We start from the raw sequence: 20,702 nt of genomic DNA on the forward strand, positions 1-20,702 counted from the left end.
CCGAGCCGTGATCGGTGTGATGCCGCGGGCGAACCGTCCTCACCCGAGAGGTACCGGCGGCCCTCAACCCCACCGCCCGCACGAGCGGCCACCCACCGGACTCAGCCCAACGGCCGAATCCCCCACCGAGCCCCCCAGGACTCCCCGGGAGAGACCCAGATCAGATCCACCCCGGAGTTCAAGGCATCAGGCGGGCAGGTCATCGGCTCCACAGCCACAGCCAACCCCCGCCCAGGAAACGAATCAGGCGTGAAAACCTGCACCCACCGAAAAGCAGGATCGGCCCAAACCTCAACCCCACCCGACTCGGCCACGAGCGTGTGGTGCACCAGCCCGTCAGCCCCAGGTTCACACCCGCCGAAGGGCGTGTCCAACCGAACCTCGGCCAACGACCGCCCGCTCCGGAAGTCGAACTCGGTCCCCTCCACTGGAACAGCCGGCCCAGAAGGAACCATCCGCTCGACGTCCAACGGCAACACAGTCGTGGCAGCCAACGTCAACACACACGATTCGGTGGAAGCGGCGCCAGCCCGCGGATAAGGATGCGTACCAACCCCAAAAGGCGTGGCCACATCCCCGACATTGGTAACCCCGTGGGTCACCGTCAACCCGCGATCATCCAACGCATAAGAAACGGTCACGTCCAAAGCAGCAGGCCACCCGGCCTGAGGCTCGATCAAAGTCCGCAACGACACCAAGGACCCGGTGTGCTCGAGAACGGCCCAAGGCCGCCGCCGCACCAGCCCGTGGATCGCGTTCCCCCGAGCAGGCTCGGTGACCTCCAGCGACTGGACGACCCCGCCGAGCTCCCACGTGGCACCGGCGGTCCGGTTGGGCCACGGCACCAGCACCGCGCCGGCGCTCATCGGCGGTTTCTCGTCGGGCCCGAACGTCTCCACGTACGGGACGCCGTCCACCTCGAAGGACCGCAGGCCCGCCCCTACAGTCGTGATCACGGCGGTGGCACCCTCGTACGAGATCCCCAACATGAGGCTGAAGCCTACGGGGCCGGTGGAAGGATTTGCCCATGAAGGTTCATCACCTCAACTGCGCCACGTTCCGGCCGCCCCTGGTCGCGGGCGGGCTGGTGGCCCACTGCCTGCTCATCGAGTCCGACCAGGGGCTGGTGCTGGTCGACACGGGCTTCGGCATGAACGAGGTGACGGACCCGAAGGCGACGATCGACGGGCTGAGCCGCAAGCTGCTGCGGCCGGCGCTCGACATCACCGAGACGGCGATCAGCCAGGTCGAGAAGCGCGGGTACACCGCCGACGACGTGCGGCACGTGCTGCTGACCCACCTCGACCTCGACCACGCCGGAGGGCTGCGCGACTTCCCGAAGGCCACCGTGCACGTGCTCGACACCGAGCTGGAGGCGGCGACCAACCCGCGCAACGCCAAGGAGCGCGCTCGGTACCCGAAGAAGCAGCGCGAGGGTGTCACCTTCCGGACGCACAAGGCGGAGGGTGAGGACTGGTTCGGGTTCGAGGCGGTCAAGAGCATCGACGGGCTGCCCGAGGACGTCCTGATGGTGCCGCTGATCGGGCACACGAAGGGCCACACGGGCATCGCGGTCCGGTCCGGCGACGGCTGGCTGCTGCACGCGGGCGACGCGTACTTCTACCGCGGCGAGGTCGAGACGCCGCCCAGCGACGTCTTCGCGCTCAAGCTCTTCGGGAAGCAGACCGCGATGATCAACCAGCAGCGCATGTCCAATGTGGAGCGTCTGCGTGAACTCAAGGCCCGGGGCGAGGTCGAGGTGTTCTCCGCGCACGACCCGGTCGAGCTGGCGCGCCTCGCGTGACGTTCGTCCACCGGATCCGCCTCGACCAGGCCGGCGACACGCACCGCTACCCGTTCACGCTGCCGGTCGTCCAGCACCTGATCAGGCACCCGCTGGAGCTCCGCAGCCCGATCACGTTCCTCACGGGCGACAACGGCGCGGGCAAGTCGACGCTGGTCGAGGCGATCGCGGTGGCGGCCGGGTTCAACGCGGAGGGCGGCACGCAGTCGTTCCGCTTCGCCACGAAGGCGACGGAGTCGTCGCTCGGCGACCACCTGATCCTGAGCTGGGGCACCAGGAAGCCGCGCACGGGGTTCTTCCTCAGGGCCGAGTCGTTCTACAACGTCGCCACCGAGATCGACCGGATCGGCGAGGGCATCCACGCGTCGTACGGCGGGAAGTCGTTGCACGAGCGGTCACACGGCGAGAGCTTCATCGACCTGATGACGCACCGGTTCGGCAGCAAGGGTCTCTACGTGCTGGACGAGCCGGAGGCCGCGCTGTCGGTCAAAGGCTGTCTCACGGTCCTGCGCCGCATGCACGAGCTCGTCGAGGAGGGCTCGCAGTTCATCATCGCCACGCACTCGCCGATCCTGCTCGCGGCGCCGCGGGCCACGATCCTCGAGATCACCGACACGATCGACGAGATCTCCTACGACACAGCGGAACCGGTCCGGCTCACCCGAGGTTTCCTGGGCGATCCGGACCGGTTCCTGAAGCACCTGCTCGACTAGGGCCTACTTGCCGAGGTTCTCCGGGTGGGTCTCCACCTTGCCGTGCAGCACGCGGTTGATGCCCCAGAGCACCAGGCCGGCGAGCAGCAGCCAGCCCGCGATCTTGTAGTCGTCCCACGGACGGCCCGAGAGCACCGGCATGGCGAGGTACGCGCACGTGATCGCGCCGAGGACCGGGGCCCACGTCGGCGCGCGGAAGTGCTCGTGCTCGGACTTCTCGCGACGCAGCACGAGGCACGCCACGTTGACGATGGTGAAGACGATCAGCAGCAGCAACGACGTGGTGCCGCCGAGCTTGCCGATGTCCGCGGTGGACACCAGGATCACCGCGACGCCGGTCGTGAAGACGATCGAGATCCACGGCGTGCGGCGGAACGGGTGCACCGTGCCGAAGAACGACGGGATGATCTTCTCGTTCGCCATGCCGTACAACAACCTCGACGCCATCAGCATGTTGATCAGTGCCGAGTTGATGACGGCCAGCAGGCCGATCAACGCGAAGATCCACAGCGGGAAGCCGGGCGCGCCGACGGTGACGACCTTCAGCAACGCGCTGCTGCCGGCCTTCGCGAGCTCGTCGGACGGGATCAGCAGCGACGACGTGATCGCGACCAGCACGTAGATCAGGGCCGCGACGCCCATGCCGATCAGCATCGCGCGCGGGAAGATCTTGGCCGGGTTCTTGCACTCCTCGGCCATGTTGACCGAGTCCTCGAAGCCGACCATCGCGAAGAACGCGAGCGCCGTGGCCGAGGTGACCGCGAGCAGCACGCTGCTGCCGTCCGGCACGTGGATCTCGGTGAGCCTGCCGGGCTCGCCGTCGCCGTTCACGACGGCCCAGATGCCGATCAGGATGATGATCACCAGGCCGGACAGCTCGATGCAGGTCAGGACCACGTTGGCCTTGACCGACTCCGAGACGCCGCGGAAGTTGATGACCGCCAGCGCCGCGATGAAGACGATCGCGATGCCGGTGATGACGAGCGACTCCGGCCGCAACGAGACGTCGAAGAACTCCACCAGCAACTGCCGCAGGTACGTGCGGCCGAACGCGAGCGCGGCCGACGACGCCGACGTGATGCCGGAGCACATGACGGCGAACGCGACCATGAACGTCAGGAAGTGGATCCCGAACGCTCTGTTCGTGTAGAGCGCGGCGCCGGCGGCCCTGGGGTACTTGCCGACGAGCTCGAGGTAGCTGAACGCGGTCAGGAACGCCACCACGAACGCGAGCAGGAAGGGCAGCCAGAGAGCACCGCCGATCTTGCCGGCCACGTTGCCGGTGAGGGCGTAGATACCGGTGCCGAGGATGTCGCCGACGACGAAGAACAGCAGGAGCTTCGGGCCGATCGCCCGGTTCAGCTCTGGTTGCTCCGTTTGTGGAGTCGCTTCAGCCATGCCCGAAGATTCTGCCCGTTTCGCCTGGCCACCAGGCACGAACGGACGCCCACCTCACCCAATTGGTGTAACAATCGCACGATGAGACTCGCGGCAACCGCGATCATCGCCGCCCTGGCGCTGACCGCCTGTTCCTCGTCCGAACCCGCGAGCCAGGGCGACGGCCGGTACCGCGACGTGAAGAGCCTGGTGGCCGCGGTGACCAAGTCGGTCGGCGAGAAGAAGACCTACCGGTTCACCATCGCCCCGCCGGCCGCGGGCGGAGGCGTGCGGTACCCGTCGAGCGGCGCCGTGCGGCTCGGCGGCGAGGTGCCCGCCATGGACGCGACCACGACCCGTCCCGTGCAGAGCGGCGGCGAGGCGGTGGAGCTGCGGCTGGTGTCGACCACGCGGGACAGCGCGTTCGTGAAGCTCCCGGCGGCGGTGTTCGGGCTGCCCGCGGACAAGCCGTGGGTGAAGCTGGACCGGGCCGTCGACGACGACTTCACCACGACGTTGTTCGGGTTCCACGACGTCGTCTTCCAGCAGGCCGCGTTCACGACGTACCACCTGCCGGTGATGGAGGCGGGCGGTGAGATCAAGGTGACCGCGCAGATCGGCGGCACGACCCGGTACTCGATCTCCGTCGACTACCGGAAGGCCTACGACGCCCTCACCGACGAGGGCCTGCGCACCGAACTCAAGCTCGCGCTGGACCAGAACGTGCCCGGCGCCACCGGTGAGATCGAACTGGACGGCAGCGGTCTGCCCGTCCGCATCGCGTTCTACACGGAGTTCCAGGGCGCCCGGATCGTCGACGAGGCGCGCTTCTCCGGCTGGGGCGACGAGGTGGCGATCGCGGCGCCGAACGCGGCGGAGATCAGCTCTCGGAGTTGACGCGGTAGCGCCAGATCGCGGGCAGCGCGGCGACCATGACCACGCTCGCGACGACCACCAGCAGACCGCCGACCGACACCGCCGCGGCCGTGCCGAACGCCGCGCCACCGGTGCCGTGCAACAGGTCCGCGATGCGCGGCCCACCGGCCACGACCACGATGAAGACGCCCTGCATCCGTCCGCGCATCTCGTCCGTCGCGGCGGACTGCAGGATCGCGCCGCGGAACGCCATCGACACCATGTCGGCGGCGCCGGCGAGCGCGAGGAACGCGGCCGCGACCCACAGCGAACCGGCGAGGCCGAACCCGGCGATCGCGAGGCCCCAGCCCACGACGGCGAGCGTCAGCGCCACGCCGTGCCTGCTGACGTTGGAGATCCAGCCGGACGTGAGGCCGCACAGGACGGCACCGATGGGGATCGCCGCGAACAGCACGCCGAGCGCGAACCCACCGCCCGCCGGGTCGCCGAACGTGTGCTGGGCCATCTCCGGGAACAGCGCCCGCGGCATGCCGAACACCATCGCGATGATGTCCAGCAGCATGCTCGCCATCAGCACCTTCTGGGCCCAGAGGTAGACGAACCCGTCCAGCACGTCCCGCAGCCCCGCGCGCCGCACCACTCCGTCGAGCGGCGGCAGCGGAGGCAGCTTCCACACCGCGTAGACGGTGGCGACGAGCGCGATCGCGTCCACGAGGTACAGCGTCGACAGCCCGACGACGGGGATGAACGCACCCGCGAGCAACGGCCCGAGCACCGCACCGAACTGCATGACGGTCGACCCCAGCGCGGCGGCCGACGGCAACAGCTCGGCGGGCACCAGCCGGGCGATCGACGCCGACCGCGCGGGCGCGTTGGCCGCGAAGAACACCTGCTGCAGGCCGAGCAACGCGATCACGAGCCACACCGAGCCGACGTTCATCGCCGCCTGCGCCCACAGCAGCACCGAGGAGAGGGCGATGCCGGTGTTGGTGACGAGCAGCAGCTTGCGGCGGTCGACCGTGTCCGCGATCGCGCCGCCCCACAGCCCGAAGACCAGCAGCGGGACGAGCGCGACACCGGCCGCGATGCCGACCCACGCCGACGACCCGGTGAGGTCGTAGACCTGCTTCGGCACGGCGACGGCGGTGAGCTGGGAGCCCACCGCCGTGATGATCGTCGAGATCCACAACCGGCGATAAGCGACGATCTTCAACGGTCGCGTGTCGATCACGAACGCCGAGCGCGTGCTTCTCCCCGCAGTGGTCACTTGGTTAGCCTATGGCAACTAACAAGCCCATTTCGTGGACTTGTCGCCAAGACCACTCGTCAGAGGCGCACCGGGTACACCGGCTCCGGCACCTTCGGGCTGATCCGGCCCTCGACGAAGATCCCGTGCCAGATCATGAAGCACAGCACGCTCCACAGCTGCCGGCTGCGGTCGAACTGCTCCGACTTGTGCTCGGCGAGCAGGTCCAGCACCGCGTTCTTGTCGAGCAGGTGACCGGTCTGCGAGTCGTTGATGATCCCGCGCGCCCAGTCGTACATCTCGGCGCGCAGCCAGTGCCGGATCGGCACCGGGAACCCGAGCTTCGGCCGGTTCAGCACGTGCGCGGGGATGATCTTCGCCAACGCCTTGCGCAGCGCGTACTTCGTCGTGCCCTCGGTGAGCTTCTGGTCGAGCGGCACCTCGGCCGCCACCCGGAACACCTCGGGGTCGAGGAACGGCACGCGCAGCTCGATCGAGTTGGCCATGGTGACCTTGTCGGCCTTGACCAGGATGTCGCCGCGCAGCCACGTGAAGAGGTCGATGTGCTGCATGCGCGCGACCGGGTCCCACGACTCCGACTCGCGGTACCAGGGCGCCGTGACGTCCTGGAAGCCGATGCCCTCGACGTAGCCGGGGAACACCGCGCGCACCTGCGCGTCGCTGAAGTTGCGGGCGTTGCCGTAGTACCGCTCCTCGAGCCGGAGCGACCCGCGCCGCAGCAGGTCCTTGCCGCGCACACCCTCCGGAATGGACTTCGACACGGCACCCATCAGCTTGCGCACGCCGCCCGGCACCTTCTCGAACGGCGACAGCGACAGCGGCTCGTGGTAGATCACGTACCCGCCGAACAGCTCGTCCGCGCCCTCACCGGACAGCACGGCCTTGACGTACTTCCGCGCCTCCTTGGCGATGAAGTACAACGGCACCAACGCCGGGTCCGCCACCGGGTCGTCGAGGTACCAGATGATCAGCGGCAGCTCTTCCATCATCTCGTCCGGCGACACCGTCCGGACGACGTGCCGCACCCCGATCGCCGCCGCCGTCTCCGCCGCGACGTCGACCTCCGAGTACCCCTGCCGGTCGAACCCGCTGGTGAACGCGATGAGGTTCGGGTTGTGCTGCTTCGCAAGCGTCGCCGTGGCCGTCGAGTCGATACCGCCGGACAGGAACGCACCGACCGTGACGTCCGGGTCGGAGATCATGTGCTTGGCCACCGAATCGCGCATCACGTCGGCAATGCGCTCGTGCAGCGCCTCGGCCTCGTGCGCCCCGTTCACCGGCCGCGGCGAGAACACGGGCTTGAAGTACCGGTTGAACAGCACCTGCCCACCCGGCGACACCTTGAACGACGTGCCGGACTCCACCCGCCGGATCGCCTTGTGCAGCGACTCGGGCTCCGGCACGTACTGGAGCACCAGGTAGTGCTGCAACGCCGTCTGGTCCAGCTCCTGGCTGATCCCCAGCACACCGGTCAGCTGCAGCAGGCTCTTCTTCTCGGACGAGAACCCGACCCCACCGGGCCCGGCGGCCCAATACAGCGGCTTGATCCCGAACGGGTCGCGGGCTCCGAAAACAACCCGCTCCTGCGCGTCCCAGATCATGAACGCGAACATGCCGCGCAACATCTTGACCCAGTCCGCCCCGAGGTAGTGGTACCCCGCGACGATGGACTCGCCGTCACCGTTGGTCCGGAACTGCGCGCCGAACTTGCGCATGAGCTCCGCCCGGAGCTCCTTGTAGTTGTAGATCTCGCCGTTGAAGTTCAGCGTGTACCGCGTCGGGTTCTCCGGCGGCCCCCACACCAGCGGCTGGTGCGAGTGCTCGAGGTCGATGAACCCGAGCCGGTTGAACCCGTAGATGACCTCTTTGTCGGCCCAGGTGTCCTGCTCGTCCGGCCCCCGGTGCCGCTGACAACGCAACGCCGAAGCCACCGAGGCACGCGCGGACGCCGCAGTGGCTTCGGTGGAACAGATGAGTCCGAGCACTCCGCACACGGTTAATCGCACCTCGTAGCTAGCTGTTGCCGAATTCCCAGTATGACGAGTCCGGTATCGGACATTCGCGCCACCCGAAGGACGCCCGAACCCCAGGTCAGGTTCCGCGAGGTGCGCCACGGCAGCGATGGCCGGGAGCAGGGTGGGAGGCCCATGGCCGACCGCACTCGCCCACCCACCGCAACCACGCACGCAGGCCCGGCGCGCGGCGCCGACCGGACCGCCGCCCCGGGGTGCTACCCCACTGGCACGGCCGGGCGCTCTTCAGCCCGGCCTTCTCCGGCCGTCGAGCAGCCCGCCAGAGGCTCGAGGTCCAGCCCGATCGCACCCCAAGCCGACCCGCACGAAAAGGGGCGCCTCCCGCCCACAGGAAGCGCCCCAAGCACAAGCCAAACCCTACGGAGCTACTCGCTCCAATGACCACCCGTCCCGCCCGAGCCGGAACCGCAGCCGGTCGTGCATCCGGTCCCGCCGCCCCTGCCAGAACTCGACCTCCTCGGGCCGGATCCGCCACCCACCCCAGTGCGGCGGCACCGGGATCTTCTCGGTGTCGGCGAACTGGCGCTCGATCTTGTGCAGCGCGGAATCCAAAGTGGACCGCCCGTTCACCACACGCGACTGCGGCGAGGCCCAGGCCCCGATCTGCGATCCGCGCGGACGCGAGTTCCAGTACTCGGCGGTCTCCACGGGCCCGACCTTCTCGACCACGCCGCGAACGTGCGCCTGCCGCTGCATCGCGAACCAGGGGAACGTGGCCGACGCGTAGCGCGTGGCCATCAGGTCGTGCGACTTGTTCGACGTGTAGTTGGTGAAGAACACCAGCCCGCGAGCGTCGAGGCCCTTGGCCAGCACCGTCCGCGACGACGGACGGCCCTTCACGTCCGTGGTCGCCAGCACCATGGCGTTGGGTTCGGCGAGGCCCGCACCCGAGGCCTGGTCCAGCCAGAGCTGGAGCTGGTCGTGCCAGGTGGCGGCAAGCTCGGACTCGCTGAGCGAGCCCTGCTCGTAGGACACGCGCATCGCCGGCAGTGCGATGTTCGTGGTCTCCGTCATCGGCGAACCTCCAAGCGGCGGGCAGAACTCGTGGTCCCTGGACCCGCGACCATACGCACGGACAACGGATCCCGAAACCGCCTGCGCGGTGATGACCACCACCTGAACGGTGACTGTCCGTGCAAAGAACAGTTCTGGATCGAGTCCGTGATCGAGTCAGATGGCATCGAGCACACGTGTGACGGTGACCACGTCTTCACCCAGTGCGGTGGCGAGGGTTCCGCCTGCTGCCAAAGGAACGACGCTCCACCACTCACCGCCGTCCGACTCGCGCGCCACCGAGTCCAGGACCAGTTCCGTTCCGACGACCCGTTTGCCCGCCAGACCGGCGGGCGATCCGTCGACCGACGGCGAGCCGACGACGAGCTGCTGGTGCAACAACGGCTTGCCGCAACGGGTTGCGCGCACCGTGGACGACAGCGCGCCGCTCGCCTCACCGGCTCGGCCCAGCACGAGGACCTCGCGCGTCCGCAACTGTGCGTGACCGTCCAATTCGGCCTCCACGACTGCGGTGTGGTTCGCCCGGCCGGTCACGACGGTCGGTTCGGGCTTGTAACAAACGTTTCCCTGAACGTGAAAACGCACGAGGGACGAAGACTCCGCACCGGACGAACCGGGCAGCAGCAGGGTCGCCGCAACACCTCGCAGTTCCAGGGAAGCTCCGCGTTCGACTTCGACGGTCAACGACAACGAATCGCCGCCGAGAGGTGCCGTCACCGAGGAAACCAGGTGCACCAAGGCAACCGGCCCCACCCGGCGGGCCGGCACCAATGTCAACGGTGTCATCGACCGCAGGACCCGCACGACGCTGTTGCCGTGCGAGTCCGGCGACACCACCAGCCGAGCCGAGGCCTTCACAGCTGGGCCAGCACCCACTTCGCCACCTCGGGCGCCTCCGGGGTCTCCACCAGCGACTGCGCGATGACGGGCAGCTCCCCGCGCATCCGGTGCGCGTCGGAGATCATCACGTCCATGTCCGCGCCGACGAACGGCGCCAGGTCGATCTTGTTGATGACCAGGAGGTCCGCCGTCGTCACGCCGGGCCCGCCCTTGCGGGGCACCTTGTCGCCGCCGGCGACGTCGACGACGAAGATCTGCCGGTCGACCAGCCCGCGCGAGAACACCGCCGTCAGGTTGTCGCCGCCGCTCTCGATGATCACCAGGTCCAGTCCGTCGAAACGATGCTCCAGCCGCTCCACCGCGTCCAGGTTCGCCGTGATGTCGTCGCGGATCGCGGTGTGCGGGCAGCACCCGGTCTGCACGGCCTCGATCCTCGACGGGTCGAGCACGCCCGCCCGCCGCAGGAAGTCGGCGTCCTCGGTCGTGTAGATGTCGTTGGTGACGACCGCCAGCGACAGCTGTGACCCCAGCGCCCGGCACAGCGCCGCGGTCAGCGCGGTCTTGCCGCTGCCGACCGGACCGCCGATGCCGATGCGCGGCGCGGCGCCGTGGTGGTGATCATGTGGGTCGGGCCCGTGGTTAGCTCCCAAAGAGACGCACCCCTTCACGTCGTAGATGTGCTTCGGCCAGCAGGTCCAGGGCTGGCGAACCGAGCGCGGGCAGTTCCTTGCACGCCCGCGAAGCAACGTCCTCCACGGGCAGGTCGGCCACGATCGCGTTGACCCCGAACGGATCCAGCCCCAGCAACCGCACCGCCGCCGACGCGGGTCCGCTCACCGCGAGGTAGGCGCAGGTCAGGGCGGCCTCGAAGGGGTCACCGACCAGCACGCCGATCACCAGCGGCTGGTGCGGGTCCTTGGGCAGCGCCGCCAGCCGTTCGGACGGCCAGGCCCGGCGGGCCGCCCGCAGCATGCCCCTCCCCTGGGCCCGCGAAGCCTCGCGCTGGGCGGGGGAAGGCGTGCGGGCGTCCAGCTCCGCGTCCAGCACGTCGAGGTCCTCACCGCGCGCCGCCGCGGCCGCGAACCCCGCCGCCAGCAACCCCGCACCGGCCAACCGGCCGTGCAGGAACGAGCGCAGCGAGGGCTCGTCGGACACGAGCCCGCGCGCGGCGGCCTCCTCCAGCCCGCCGGAGTGCACGTGGCCGCCGCCGGGGAAGCGGGAGTCGGCGAGGATCAGCGCGGTCAGCATCAGAACAGGAAGTACCGTTGCGCCATCGGCAGTTCCGCGACCGGTGACGGCTCGACCAGGTCGCCGTCGACGTGCACGGCGAAGCTGTCCGGGTCGACCCGCACGTCCGGCATCGCGTCGTTCAGCACCATGTCGGCCTTGGTCACCGACCGCGTGGAGGACACGGGCAGCACCCGCCGCGCGTAGCGGTCGGCGATCCCGGCCTCCACGGCCTCGGGCGCCACGAAGAACACAGACGACGCGGCACCGGCCGTCGCACCGAACATCGGCCGCGCCCACACCGGTTGCGGCGTCGGGATCGAGGCGTTCGCGTCGCCCATCGCGCCCCACGCGATGAACCCGCCCTTCAACACCACCGACGGCCGCACGCCGAAGAACTTGGGCTCCCACAGCACGAGGTCCGCGAGCTTGCCGACCTCGACCGAACCCACCTCGTCCGCGATGCCGTGCGCCACGGCGGGGTTGATCGTGTACTTGGCGACGTAGCGCCGCGCCCGCAGGTTCGCGTCCATCGACCGGCGCGACGACATGACGTGCGCGGTCTGCCAGGTCCGGATGATCACCTCGCCGACGCGGCCCATCGCCTGCGAGTCCGACGAGATCATCGAGATCGCGCCCAGGTCGTGCAGCAGGTCCTCGGCCGCGATCGTGGTCGGCCGGATCCGCGACTCCGCGAACGCCAGGTCCTCCGGCACCGACGGGTTGAGGTGGTGGCACACCATCAGCATGTCGAGGTGCTCTTCGAGGGTGTTGACGGTGTGCGGGCGCGTCGGGTTGGTCGACGACGGCAGCACGTTCGGCAGCGAGACCACGCGGATGATGTCCGGCGCGTGCCCGCCGCCCGCGCCCTCGGAGTGGTAGGCGTTGATCGACCGGCCCGCGATGGCGTCCACAGTGGACTCCAGGAACCCGGCTTCGTTCAACGTGTCCGTGTGGATCGCGACCTGCACCCCGGACTCGTCCGCGATGCGCAGGCAGGCGTCGATCGCGGCGGGCGTCGTGCCCCAGTCCTCGTGCAGCTTGAACCCGCCGGCGCCACCGACGAGCTGCTCGCGCAACCCCTCCTCGGAGACCGTGTTCCCCTTGCCCAGCAACAGGACGTTGACCGGCATGTGGTCCATCGACGTCAGCATCCGGTCGAGGTACCAGGCCCCCGGCGTGACGGTCGTGGCCTTCGTGCCCTCCGCGGGACCGGTGCCGCCACCGACCAGCGTCGTCAGCCCGGACGCCAAAGCCTCGTCCACGATCTGCGGGCAGATGAAGTGCACGTGGCAGTCGATGCCGCCCGCGGTCAGGATCTTCCCGTTGCCGGACAGGATCTCCGTCGACGGGCCGATCACCAGCGCGGGGTGCACGCCGTCCATCGTGTCGGGGTTGCCGGCCTTGCCGATCGCGACGATCCGCCCGTCCCGCACACCGACGTCGGCCTTCACCACGCCCCAGTGGTCCAGGACCACGGCACCGGTGATGACCAGGTCGGGAGCGCCCTCGGCGCGGGTCGCGACGCCCTGCCCCATCGACTCGCGGACCACCTTGCCGCCGCCGAAGATCACCTCGTCACCCGAGCCCGCACCACGGCTCAGGTCCTCGGTGACCTCGATGAACAGGTCGGTGTCGGCGAGCCGGATGCGGTCGCCGACCGTCGGCCCGAGCAGCTCGGCGTAACGCTCGCGGTCGATCATCGCTGCAACCCCCGGACGATCCTCAAGCCTGCCAGCGGAACCAGCGTGACCTCGCGCTCGACGCCGGGCTCGAACCGCACGGCCGTGCCGGCCGGGATGTCCAGCCGGTAGCCGAACGCGGCCTCGCGATCGAACTCGAGCCCCGTGTTGACCGAGGCGAAGTGGAAGTGCGACCCGACCTGGACGGGCCGGTCGGCGGTGTTCACGACGACCATCGTCACGCGCGGCCGTCCGGGGTTGAGCTCGACGGGTTCGGACCCGACGACGACCTCCCCCGGCGCCGGACCGGCGGACGGCGCGATCGGGTGGTGCACGGTGACGAGCTTCGTGCCGTCGGGGAACGTCGCCTCCGCCTGCACCGAGTCGATCATCTCCGGGACGCCCCGCATGACCTGCTCCGGCGCGAGCACCGTGCGGCCGCTCTCCATGAGCTCGCTGACCGTGCGGCCGTCCCGCGCGCCCTCCAGCACGTGGTCGGTGATCAACGCGACCGCCTCGGGGTAGTTGAGCAGCACCCCGCGTTCGAGCCTCCGCCGCGCCACGTCGGCGGCGACGTGCACGAGGAGCTTGTCGCGTTCATGCGGCGTCAGATGCACCCCGCCGTTCTAACACGCGCGAGCGCGCTTTCCCGGAGTGGAAACACGGCCGAAACACGACCGCGTGTCCACCGACCGGTTGACAACCGGGGTCAGCGGCACGGTCGTCCCGCGCGACCCCCTCGAAAACGCAGGATTTACGACATGAACGCGATCCGAGTGAGGGGCCTGGTGAAGGCCTACAAGGGCCACCAGGCGGTGGCAGGGGTGGACCTCGACGTCGCCCGCGGTGAGGTCTTCGCGGTCCTCGGACCGAACGGCGCCGGCAAGACCACGAGCGTCGAGATCCTGGAGGGGCACCGCGACCGCGACGCCGGCGAGGTCAGCGTGCTGGGCGTCGACCCGGCCAGGGGCGGCCGCGAGTGGCGTTCGAAGCTCGGCATCGTCCTGCAGAGCGCGACCGACGCGGCGACGTTGTCGGTCCGCGAGGCCGTCCGCCACTACGCCAGGTACTACGGCGACCCGCGTGACCCGGACGAGGTCATCGACCTCGTCGGGCTCACCGAGAAGGCGAAGTCCCGCGCCGGCACGCTGTCCGGCGGCCAGCGGCGCAGGCTCGACGTGGCGCTCGGCATCATCGGACGCCCGGAGCTCGTGTTCCTGGACGAGCCGACCACCGGGTTCGACCCCGAGGCGCGGCGCCAGTTCTGGGGCCTGATCAGGCTGCTCGCCTCCGAGGGCACCACGATCCTGCTGACCACGCACTACCTGGACGAGGCCGAGGCGCTCGCCGACCGCGTCGCCGTGCTCGCGGGCGGCCGGATCGTCGCCGAGGGGACGCCGCGGACCCTCGGGGGCCGCGCACACGCCGACGCCACCGTCCGCTGGCTGTCCGACCGCGGCCACCAGGAGATCAGGACCTCCGAGCCCACCAAGGTGATCGCCGACCTGTCCCGCCACGGCGAGCTGGCCGAGCTCACCGTCACCCGCCCGTCGCTGGAAGACGTCTACCTGGAGCTCATCAATTGACATCTTCCCCTCACGAACGAGGGGATTCCTGCGGCTCGCGCCGTGGGATTTTCTGCTTCATCGCCGACCGCCCGCCCGGAGTGTCCCGTTGAGGTCCTACGTCAGCTCCACAGACCGTCGCCGCCAGCCCGGCGGCCAAAATGTTGCGTGCCGCGTTCACGTCCCGATCATGGGCCGCTCCACAACTGCAGGCCCACGTCCGTACCCGCAGCGGCAGGCTCGCGGTGAGCGTGCCGCAGACCGAGCACAGCTTGGAAGACGGCAACCAGCGGTCCACCGCGATCACGGTGCGGCCGTACCAGTTCGCCTTGTACTCCAGCATGCTCCGGAACTGCGACCAAGACGCGTCCCCGATCGCCCTGGCCAGATTGTGGTTCGACATCATGTTGCGGACGGCGAGATCCTCGATCACGAGCGTTTGAGTCTCACGCACGAGCCGAGTGGTCACCTTGTGCAGGTGGTCACGCCGCCGATCGGCTATCCGGACTTGGATCCGCGCCGCCCGGCGCCGGGCCTTGGCCCGGTTGCTGCTGTCTTTCTGCTTGCGCGACAACGCACGCTGAGCCTTGGCCAGCCGCTCGCGGTCACGCCCTTCGTACCGGGGGTTGGTGATCTTCTCCCCGGTCGAGAAGGTCAGCAGGTGCTCCAGCCCGGCATCGATCCCGATCGCCGAGTCCGCTACGGGCAACGCAGTCACGTTCGGGTCCTGGCACAGCAGGGACACGAACCAGCGACCGGCCGCGTCACGCGACACGCTCACCGTCGAGGGCACCATCCCTCCTGGCAGCGGCCGCGACCACACGATGTCCAGCGGCTCGGCCATCTTCGCCAGCGTCACCTGTCCGTCGCGAAATCGGAACGCCGAGCGCGTGTACTCCGCGCATGCACGGGACCTCTTGCGCGACTTGAACCGAGGATGCTTCGCCCGCTTGCCGAAGAAATTCGTGAACGCCGCCTGCAAGTGCCGCAGCGTCTGTTGCAACGGCACACACGACACCTCGTTGAGGAACGCGAACTCCTCGGTTTTCTTCCACGCGGTCAGCAATGCCGAAGTGTCGGCGTAGCCGATCCGCTCCTGCCTCAGTGTCCACGCCTCGGTGCGGGCCTGCAGCGCCAGGTTGTAGACCTTGCGCACACACCCGAACGTGCGCGACAGCTCCGCCGCCTGCGCCCCGGTCGGGTAGAAGCGGTACCGGAACGCACGATTCACCGGCCTGCCGATCACCTTCCACAACGTACTCACTCGGATCGCTGCTCTGAGAGCAGGTCGATCCACGAGCACGGCAAGCCGGCCCGACCACTGATCACCGCATCAAGCCCTGCTCCGCAGGATCATCGATTCTTCTCCGGCCCGAGGGCCGGGCATCCGAGAAAAAGAGGCCTCACATGACCACCGCTGTCGCGTCCAAGGCGGCCGCCCTGCCCTCGCTGCTGTCGCTCGGTCTCGCGAGGGGTGGGAGCGAGCTGCGGGAGTTCTTCCGGCAGAAGGAGAACCTCCTCTTCACCGTCTCGCTGCCCGCACTGCTGATGCTGCTGCTCGGCACCGTGTACGTGAAGGAACCCGCCGCCGCGCAGATGTTCGCGGCCAGCATGATCGGCGCCGGCATCATCTCGACGTCGTTCGTCGGACTCGGCATGAGCGTCGTGGCCGACCGCGAGGACGGCACGCTCAAGCGCCTGCGCGGCACGCCGATGCCGTTCACGTCCTACTTCATCGGCAAGATCGTCCTGGTCTTCGTGTCGAGTCTCTTCGAGGCCGTGTTGCTGGTCGTGGTCGGGTTGCTGCGGTTCGACCTGGAACTGCCTTCGAGCGCGGAGAAGTGGCTGACGTTCGCCTGGGTCTTCTCCCTCGGCGTCGTCGCGTGCTCGCTGATCGGCGTGGCGCTGAGCTCGATCGCGAAGTCCACCCGCAGCGCGGCGGGCGTGCTGAACCTGCCGTACGTCGTGCTGCAGTTCCTCAGCGGCGTGTTCATCATGCAGTCGGCCCTGCCCGAGTCGCTGCGCACGGTGGGTTCGCTCTTCCCGCTGAAGTGGGTGTGTCAGGGTTTCCGCTCGGTGTTCGCACTGGACGACGGCTACGCGGTCATGGAGGCGGCGGGATCATGGGAGCTCGGCAAGGTCGCGCTGGTGCTCGGGGCGTGGACGATCGTGGGCCTGGCCCTCGTCAGCAGGACGTTCAAGTGGAGCAACACCAGCCGCTGACGACCTGGTACGTGCTCTTCGCACTGACCCAGGTCACCACCATCACCCTCGTCCTGCTGGACGCCAACCCCCTCGCCGACCGGCTGACGGCGGCGGGGTTGCTCGTCCTGAACTCCGCGTGGTTCGTCGCGTTCGGACTGCGGCTGATGAGGAAGGGCGCCGAGGACTGGCGGGGCCTCGTCTACGCGGCCGGTTCGCTCGCCCTCTGGGCCCCGGCGGTCTGGCTGACCGGCAACGCCACGTTCGCGCTGTTCGGCCTCGTTCCGCAGATCTACATGATGATGCCGGTGACGTGGGCGTTCTTCCCGATGGTGGTCTTCGTCTTCACGCCGCAGCTGCTGACCTGGCTGGCGGGCGCCGACCCCGCGCTCCCGTGGCCCGGCGCGCTGCTGATCGTCGGCTTCTCCCAGGCGTTCGGCTGGGCGGTGAGCCGGATCGCGCAGCAGAACGAGCAACGCGGCGAACTCCTGCAACGCATCGAGGCGCTGACCCTCGAAGCCGAACGCGCCCGCTGGTCCGCCGAGATCCACGACACCCTGGCCCAGGGCTTCACGTCGATCATCACCTTGTTGCAGGGCGCCCAACCGAACGTGGAACTCGCTTTGCAGACCGCCCGGGAGAACCTCCGCGAGGCCCGAGCGCTCGTCGCGTCCAACGCACCGTCGCCTTTGGACGGTTCCTCGCTGGAGGACGCGTTGCGGCGCCTGGTCTCCGGCGTCTCACTGCCGTCCACCTTCCGCGTGATCGGCGACGCCCGCCCGCTGGCCACCTCGGCCGAGGTGGTGCTGCTGCGGACCGCGCAGGAGGCGCTGACCAACGTGGTGAGGCACTCGGGGGCGTCCCGCGTCGACGTGGTGATGAGGTTCGACGAGGACGGTGTCTCGCTGGAGGTGCGCGACGACGGCCGCGGCTTCGGCGACGCCCCGGAGGGCTTCGGCCTGCGGGGCATGCGTGCACGGCTCGAACAGGTCGGTGGGACGCTGTCGCTGTCTTCGGACGAGGGGGCGTCAGTGTTGGTGGAGGTACCGCTGTGATCAGGATCTTGCTCGTGGACGACCACCCCGTGGTGCGTCAGGGGCTGCGCGGGATGCTCGTGGGGGACGACCTGGAGGTGGTCGGGGACGCGGGCTCCGGCCAGGAGGCGATCGCTCAGGCCGCCTCGTTGAAGCCGGACGTGGTGCTGATGGACCTGCGGATGCCCGAGATGGACGGGGTGGCCGCGACCGCTCGGATCGTGGGGACGGGGCCTCGGGTTCTCGTGTTGACGACGTACGAGACGGATTCGGACATTCTTCGCGCGGTGGAAGCTGGGGCTTCCGGGTACCTGTTGAAGGACTCGACCACCGAGGACCTGATCGCGGCCATTCGGGCGGCGGCGCGCGGGGAGACGGTGCTGGCTCCTTCGATGGTGGCGAAGGTGGTCGGGCAGGTCAGGACGCCGCCTCTGTCAGTTCGGGAGGTGGAGGTGCTGAAACTGGTCGCCAAGGGGTTGTCCAATGTTGAGATCGGACGGAGTCTGTTCATTTCCGAGGCGACGGTGAAGACCCACTTGTTGCGGGTGTTCAACAAACTGGGCGTCTCCGATCGCACGGCGGCGGTCACCACCGCGATGGATCGCGGCATGCTGCAGTAGACGCGGAACGTGATGGAGCTACGGCAGATCAGTGAAACACCAGGCCGCCCAGGCGACCGTTCGAGTGCCGCCGTCTGACGAACCGGAAATCGGCGCGACAATCTGTTCATTCGACGATAACGGGCAGTGATCGCACTGTTCGCAACATCAGTCGGGGGGACAGGTGCTGCGAGAGACGATTCTCTTCCTGGAGGAATTCCTCCGCGCTCACGGCCCGCCGGCAGTGGCGAAAGCCGCTGTCGGCCTGATGTCGTTCGCCGTGCTGATCGGCGCGGTTCTCGGCAGCACAGCCGTGAAAGCCGGCGCTCTGGTCACCGCCGTGCTCGTGATCACCGCAGCCGGGATCGCACTCGTGACGCGTCTCAAGTCAGGACAACGCGACCTCGAGGTCCACAAAGACCTGGTGTCCCACTACTGCAAGCTCCTCGACGCCACGCGACCCTCGTACGAGGTCGTCGACTGGGACGAGACGATCACGATCGACGACAACGGCGACGCGCACACCAGGATGAAGATCAGGGTCAAGGCGGCGCACGACGACCTGTGGTTCATCAGGATGCGCTTCGACAGCGGATGGCCTCAGCCGTCCCGCTACCGGCACCGAGTCCGCATGACGGTGCGCAACCTGCTGGTCGACGGATCGGCAGGGACCACCTTGCGCACCACGTCATCATGGCCGAGAGACGGGGCCATGGCGGCGATCGTGCACTTCCACACGCCACCACCGGCGAACTCCGAGGTGTCGATCGACATCGACCTCGATTGGCCGAAGAGGTGCGCGCCGTTGTTGAACGGCACACCCGACGAGTTCGGACTCATGTACCGGCAACCGATCAGGCGCGCGACCTATCGGGTGGTACTGCCGAAGGGAATCGAGGTGGTCGTCGAACCTTATGGCAGGACCGAAGTTGTTTCTGGACTTCGATGGCGACGAAAAGTGGACGACGACGGCAGAGAAACGATCAGTTTCAAGCTGTCGGAGCTACCCATACGTCAACGCGGCGGGATTCGGTTGCAGTTGAAGGAGTCACGCCGCCCATCGAGGTCGCGGTGAAGTGGTCACTCGTCTTCGTCGGACGTCCCACTATTGCCGCCTACACACAGCCTCGACACCAGCGTTCTCCGTAGCTCGTGGAAATTTTGACCGATAACATCTAGCAGGGTTCGCACACAAGATCAACTTGGGGGCGGGGCCCGAAGTGACCCAGGACACCCGGCTGTCACCTGCCGGCCACCGGCCTGCAACACTGTGAACTCCGGCAACGGCGCCGGTCAGGTCCCGTTCAGCTCGTCCACCGCCCCGGAGGCGTGACCACATGACCCAGACCGCCGATCCGACCTCGTTGGTGCTTCCAGCCGAGCTCAAGCCGTCTGACGGCCGCTTCGGCTGTGGACCGTCCAAGGTGCGTCCCGAGGCCGTGCAGGCCCTCGCCACCGAGGGTGCCGCGCTGCTCGGCACCTCGCACCGGCAGAAGCCCGTCAAGAACCTCGTCGGCCGTGTCCGCTCCGGACTGCGCGACCTGTTCCAGCTGCCCGAGGGCTACGAGGTCGTGCTCGGCAACGGCGGCACCACGGCGTTCTGGGACGCGGCGTCCTTCGGGCTCGTGCGCGAGACCGCCCAGCACTTCACCAACGGTGAGTTCTCCTCCAAGTTCGCGAAGGTCACGCAGACCGCGCCGTTCCTGAAGGACTCGCTGGTCACCAAGGCCGAGCCGGGCACCGCGCCCGAGCTGTTCTACGCCGAGGGCGCCGACCTGGTCGGCTGGGCGCAGAACGAGACGTCGACCGGTGTCGCGATGCCCGTGACCCGGATCGAGGGTTCGGGCGACGCGCTGATCGCGATCGACGCCACCTCCGGTGCCGGTGGTCTGCCGGTCAAGGCCGAGGACTTCGACGTCTACTACTTCGCGCCGCAGAAGTCGTTCGCGAGCGACGGTGGTCTGTGGCTCGCGCTGATGTCGCCGAAGGCGCTGGAGCGCGTCGAGGAGCTGAAGGACCGGTGGGTGCCGGAGTTCCTGTCGCTGCCGACGGCGCTCGACAACTCCACGAAGGACCAGACGTACAACACGCCGTCGGTCGCCACGCTGTTCCTGCTGGCGCACCAGATCGACTGGATCAACGGCAACGGCGGCCTCGACTGGGCCGTCGCGCGCACCAAGGACAGCAGCGACCGGCTGTACTCGTGGGCCGAGAAGACCGCGTACACCACGCCGTACGTCGAGAAGGCCGCCGACCGGTCGCAGGTGGTCGGCACGATCAACTTCGCTGACGACGTCGACGCGGCGACCGTGGCGAAGGTGTTGCGCGCCAACGGCGTCGTGGACGTCGAGCCGTACCGCAAGCTCGGCAAGAACCAGCTGCGCGTCGCGATGTTCCCGGCCATCGAGCCGGACGACGTCACGATCCTCACGCAGGCGATCGACTGGGTCGTCGGCCAGCTCTGACACC

General features: G+C 68.5%; 20 protein-coding genes. 9 read left to right on the forward strand and 11 right to left on the reverse strand.

Annotation, left to right across the window (positions count from 1 at the left end; genetic code table 11):
• Positions 1-101 precede the first annotated feature (101 nt).
• The gene (locus tag ND450_RS29310) at positions 102-989 is read right to left on the reverse strand and encodes an aldose 1-epimerase family protein (RefSeq protein WP_253321736.1); all 888 of its coding nucleotides are present in this window, start codon (positions 987-989) and stop codon (positions 102-104) included.
• Positions 990-1,027: 38 nt separating this feature from the next.
• Here ND450_RS29310 and ND450_RS29315 point away from each other — a divergent pair, with 38 nt between their 5' ends.
• Positions 1,028-1,804 carry an MBL fold metallo-hydrolase gene (locus ND450_RS29315; protein ID WP_253321737.1) on the forward strand — a complete coding sequence of 259 codons (777 nt, stop codon included), beginning with the start codon at positions 1,028-1,030 and terminating at the stop codon, positions 1,802-1,804.
• Positions 1,801-2,517, forward strand: a complete 717-nt coding sequence (locus ND450_RS29320; protein ID WP_253321738.1) for an AAA family ATPase — start codon at positions 1,801-1,803, stop codon at positions 2,515-2,517. The genes ND450_RS29315 and ND450_RS29320 overlap by 4 nt, the downstream gene beginning before the upstream one ends.
• A gap of 3 nt (positions 2,518-2,520) precedes the next feature.
• Here ND450_RS29320 and ND450_RS29325 read toward each other — a convergent pair whose 3' ends face one another.
• Positions 2,521-3,915 (reverse strand): APC family permease, encoded by a 1,395-nt coding sequence (locus ND450_RS29325; protein ID WP_253321739.1) that lies wholly within the window; start codon positions 3,913-3,915, stop codon positions 2,521-2,523.
• Positions 3,916-3,996: 81 nt separating this feature from the next.
• Between ND450_RS29325 and ND450_RS29330 the strand changes: the two genes are divergently transcribed.
• A complete protein-coding gene (locus ND450_RS29330; RefSeq protein ID WP_253321740.1) occupies positions 3,997-4,791 on the forward strand; it encodes a hypothetical protein in 795 nt (264 codons plus the stop codon).
• Here ND450_RS29330 and ND450_RS29335 read toward each other — a convergent pair.
• The 8 genes from ND450_RS29335 to ND450_RS29370 form a co-directional block, all read right to left on the reverse strand.
• Positions 4,775-6,037, reverse strand: a complete 1,263-nt coding sequence (locus ND450_RS29335) for an MFS transporter (protein ID WP_253321741.1) — start codon at positions 6,035-6,037, stop codon at positions 4,775-4,777. The genes ND450_RS29330 and ND450_RS29335 overlap by 17 nt on opposite strands.
• 59 nt (positions 6,038-6,096) lie before the next feature.
• Entirely contained in the window at positions 6,097-8,031 is a 1,935-nt protein-coding gene (gene asnB / locus ND450_RS29340) for an asparagine synthase (glutamine-hydrolyzing) (RefSeq protein ID WP_253321742.1), read from the reverse strand.
• A gap of 396 nt (positions 8,032-8,427) precedes the next feature.
• Positions 8,428-9,084 (reverse strand): pyridoxamine 5'-phosphate oxidase, encoded by a 657-nt coding sequence (gene pdxH / locus ND450_RS29345; RefSeq protein WP_253321743.1) that lies wholly within the window; start codon positions 9,082-9,084, stop codon positions 8,428-8,430.
• A 156-nt stretch (positions 9,085-9,240) separates the two neighbouring features.
• Positions 9,241-9,942, reverse strand: coding sequence for an urease accessory protein UreD (locus ND450_RS29350; protein ID WP_253321744.1), 702 nt, complete (start codon positions 9,940-9,942; stop codon positions 9,241-9,243).
• On the reverse strand, positions 9,939-10,574 hold the full coding sequence (gene ureG, locus ND450_RS29355; protein ID WP_342716577.1) for an urease accessory protein UreG: 636 nt from the start codon (positions 10,572-10,574) through the stop codon (positions 9,939-9,941). Before ureG ends, ND450_RS29350 begins: the two co-directional genes overlap by 4 nt.
• Positions 10,564-11,175 carry an urease accessory protein UreF gene (locus ND450_RS29360; protein ID WP_253328022.1) on the reverse strand — a complete coding sequence of 204 codons (612 nt, stop codon included), beginning with the start codon at positions 11,173-11,175 and terminating at the stop codon, positions 10,564-10,566. Before ND450_RS29360 ends, ureG begins: the two co-directional genes overlap by 11 nt.
• Positions 11,172-12,854, reverse strand: a complete 1,683-nt coding sequence (locus tag ND450_RS29365; RefSeq protein ID WP_253321745.1) for an urease subunit alpha — start codon at positions 12,852-12,854, stop codon at positions 11,172-11,174. The genes ND450_RS29360 and ND450_RS29365 overlap by 4 nt, the downstream gene beginning before the upstream one ends.
• Positions 12,851-13,450, reverse strand: a complete 600-nt coding sequence (locus ND450_RS29370) for an urease subunit gamma (RefSeq protein WP_089908886.1) — start codon at positions 13,448-13,450, stop codon at positions 12,851-12,853. Before ND450_RS29370 ends, ND450_RS29365 begins: the two co-directional genes overlap by 4 nt.
• 144 nt (positions 13,451-13,594) lie before the next feature.
• Here ND450_RS29370 and ND450_RS29375 point away from each other — a divergent pair, with 144 nt between their 5' ends.
• Entirely contained in the window at positions 13,595-14,419 is an 825-nt protein-coding gene (locus tag ND450_RS29375; protein ID WP_089908883.1) for an ABC transporter ATP-binding protein, read from the forward strand.
• Between the two features lie 10 nt (positions 14,420-14,429).
• Here ND450_RS29375 and ND450_RS29380 read toward each other — a convergent pair whose 3' ends face one another.
• Positions 14,430-15,644: a transposase gene (locus tag ND450_RS29380; protein WP_253321746.1), complete on the reverse strand. Its 1,215-nt coding sequence runs from the start codon at positions 15,642-15,644 to the stop codon at positions 14,430-14,432.
• Positions 15,645-15,805: 161 nt separating this feature from the next.
• Here ND450_RS29380 and ND450_RS29385 point away from each other — a divergent pair, with 161 nt between their 5' ends.
• The 5 genes from ND450_RS29385 (at position 15,806) to serC (ending at position 20,698) form a co-directional block, all read left to right on the forward strand.
• Positions 15,806-16,621: an ABC transporter permease gene (locus tag ND450_RS29385; RefSeq protein ID WP_253321747.1), complete on the forward strand. Its 816-nt coding sequence runs from the start codon at positions 15,806-15,808 to the stop codon at positions 16,619-16,621.
• A complete protein-coding gene (locus ND450_RS29390; RefSeq protein WP_253321748.1) occupies positions 16,600-17,655 on the forward strand; it encodes a sensor histidine kinase in 1,056 nt (351 codons plus the stop codon). The genes ND450_RS29385 and ND450_RS29390 overlap by 22 nt, the downstream gene beginning before the upstream one ends.
• The gene (locus tag ND450_RS29395) at positions 17,652-18,254 is read left to right on the forward strand and encodes a response regulator transcription factor (protein WP_253321749.1); all 603 of its coding nucleotides are present in this window, start codon (positions 17,652-17,654) and stop codon (positions 18,252-18,254) included. The genes ND450_RS29390 and ND450_RS29395 overlap by 4 nt, the downstream gene beginning before the upstream one ends.
• Positions 18,255-18,477: 223 nt before the next feature.
• Positions 18,478-19,308 (forward strand): hypothetical protein, encoded by an 831-nt coding sequence (locus tag ND450_RS29400; protein WP_253321750.1) that lies wholly within the window; start codon positions 18,478-18,480, stop codon positions 19,306-19,308.
• Between the two features lie 262 nt (positions 19,309-19,570).
• Complete coding sequence (gene serC / locus ND450_RS29405) at positions 19,571-20,698, forward strand: phosphoserine transaminase (RefSeq protein WP_253321751.1); 1,128 nt, start codon at positions 19,571-19,573, stop codon at positions 20,696-20,698.
• Positions 20,699-20,702 lie beyond the last annotated feature (4 nt).

The organism is Lentzea sp. HUAS12 (genome assembly GCF_024125735.1).
Classification (GTDB): domain Bacteria; phylum Actinomycetota; class Actinomycetes; order Mycobacteriales; family Pseudonocardiaceae; genus Lentzea; species Lentzea albida.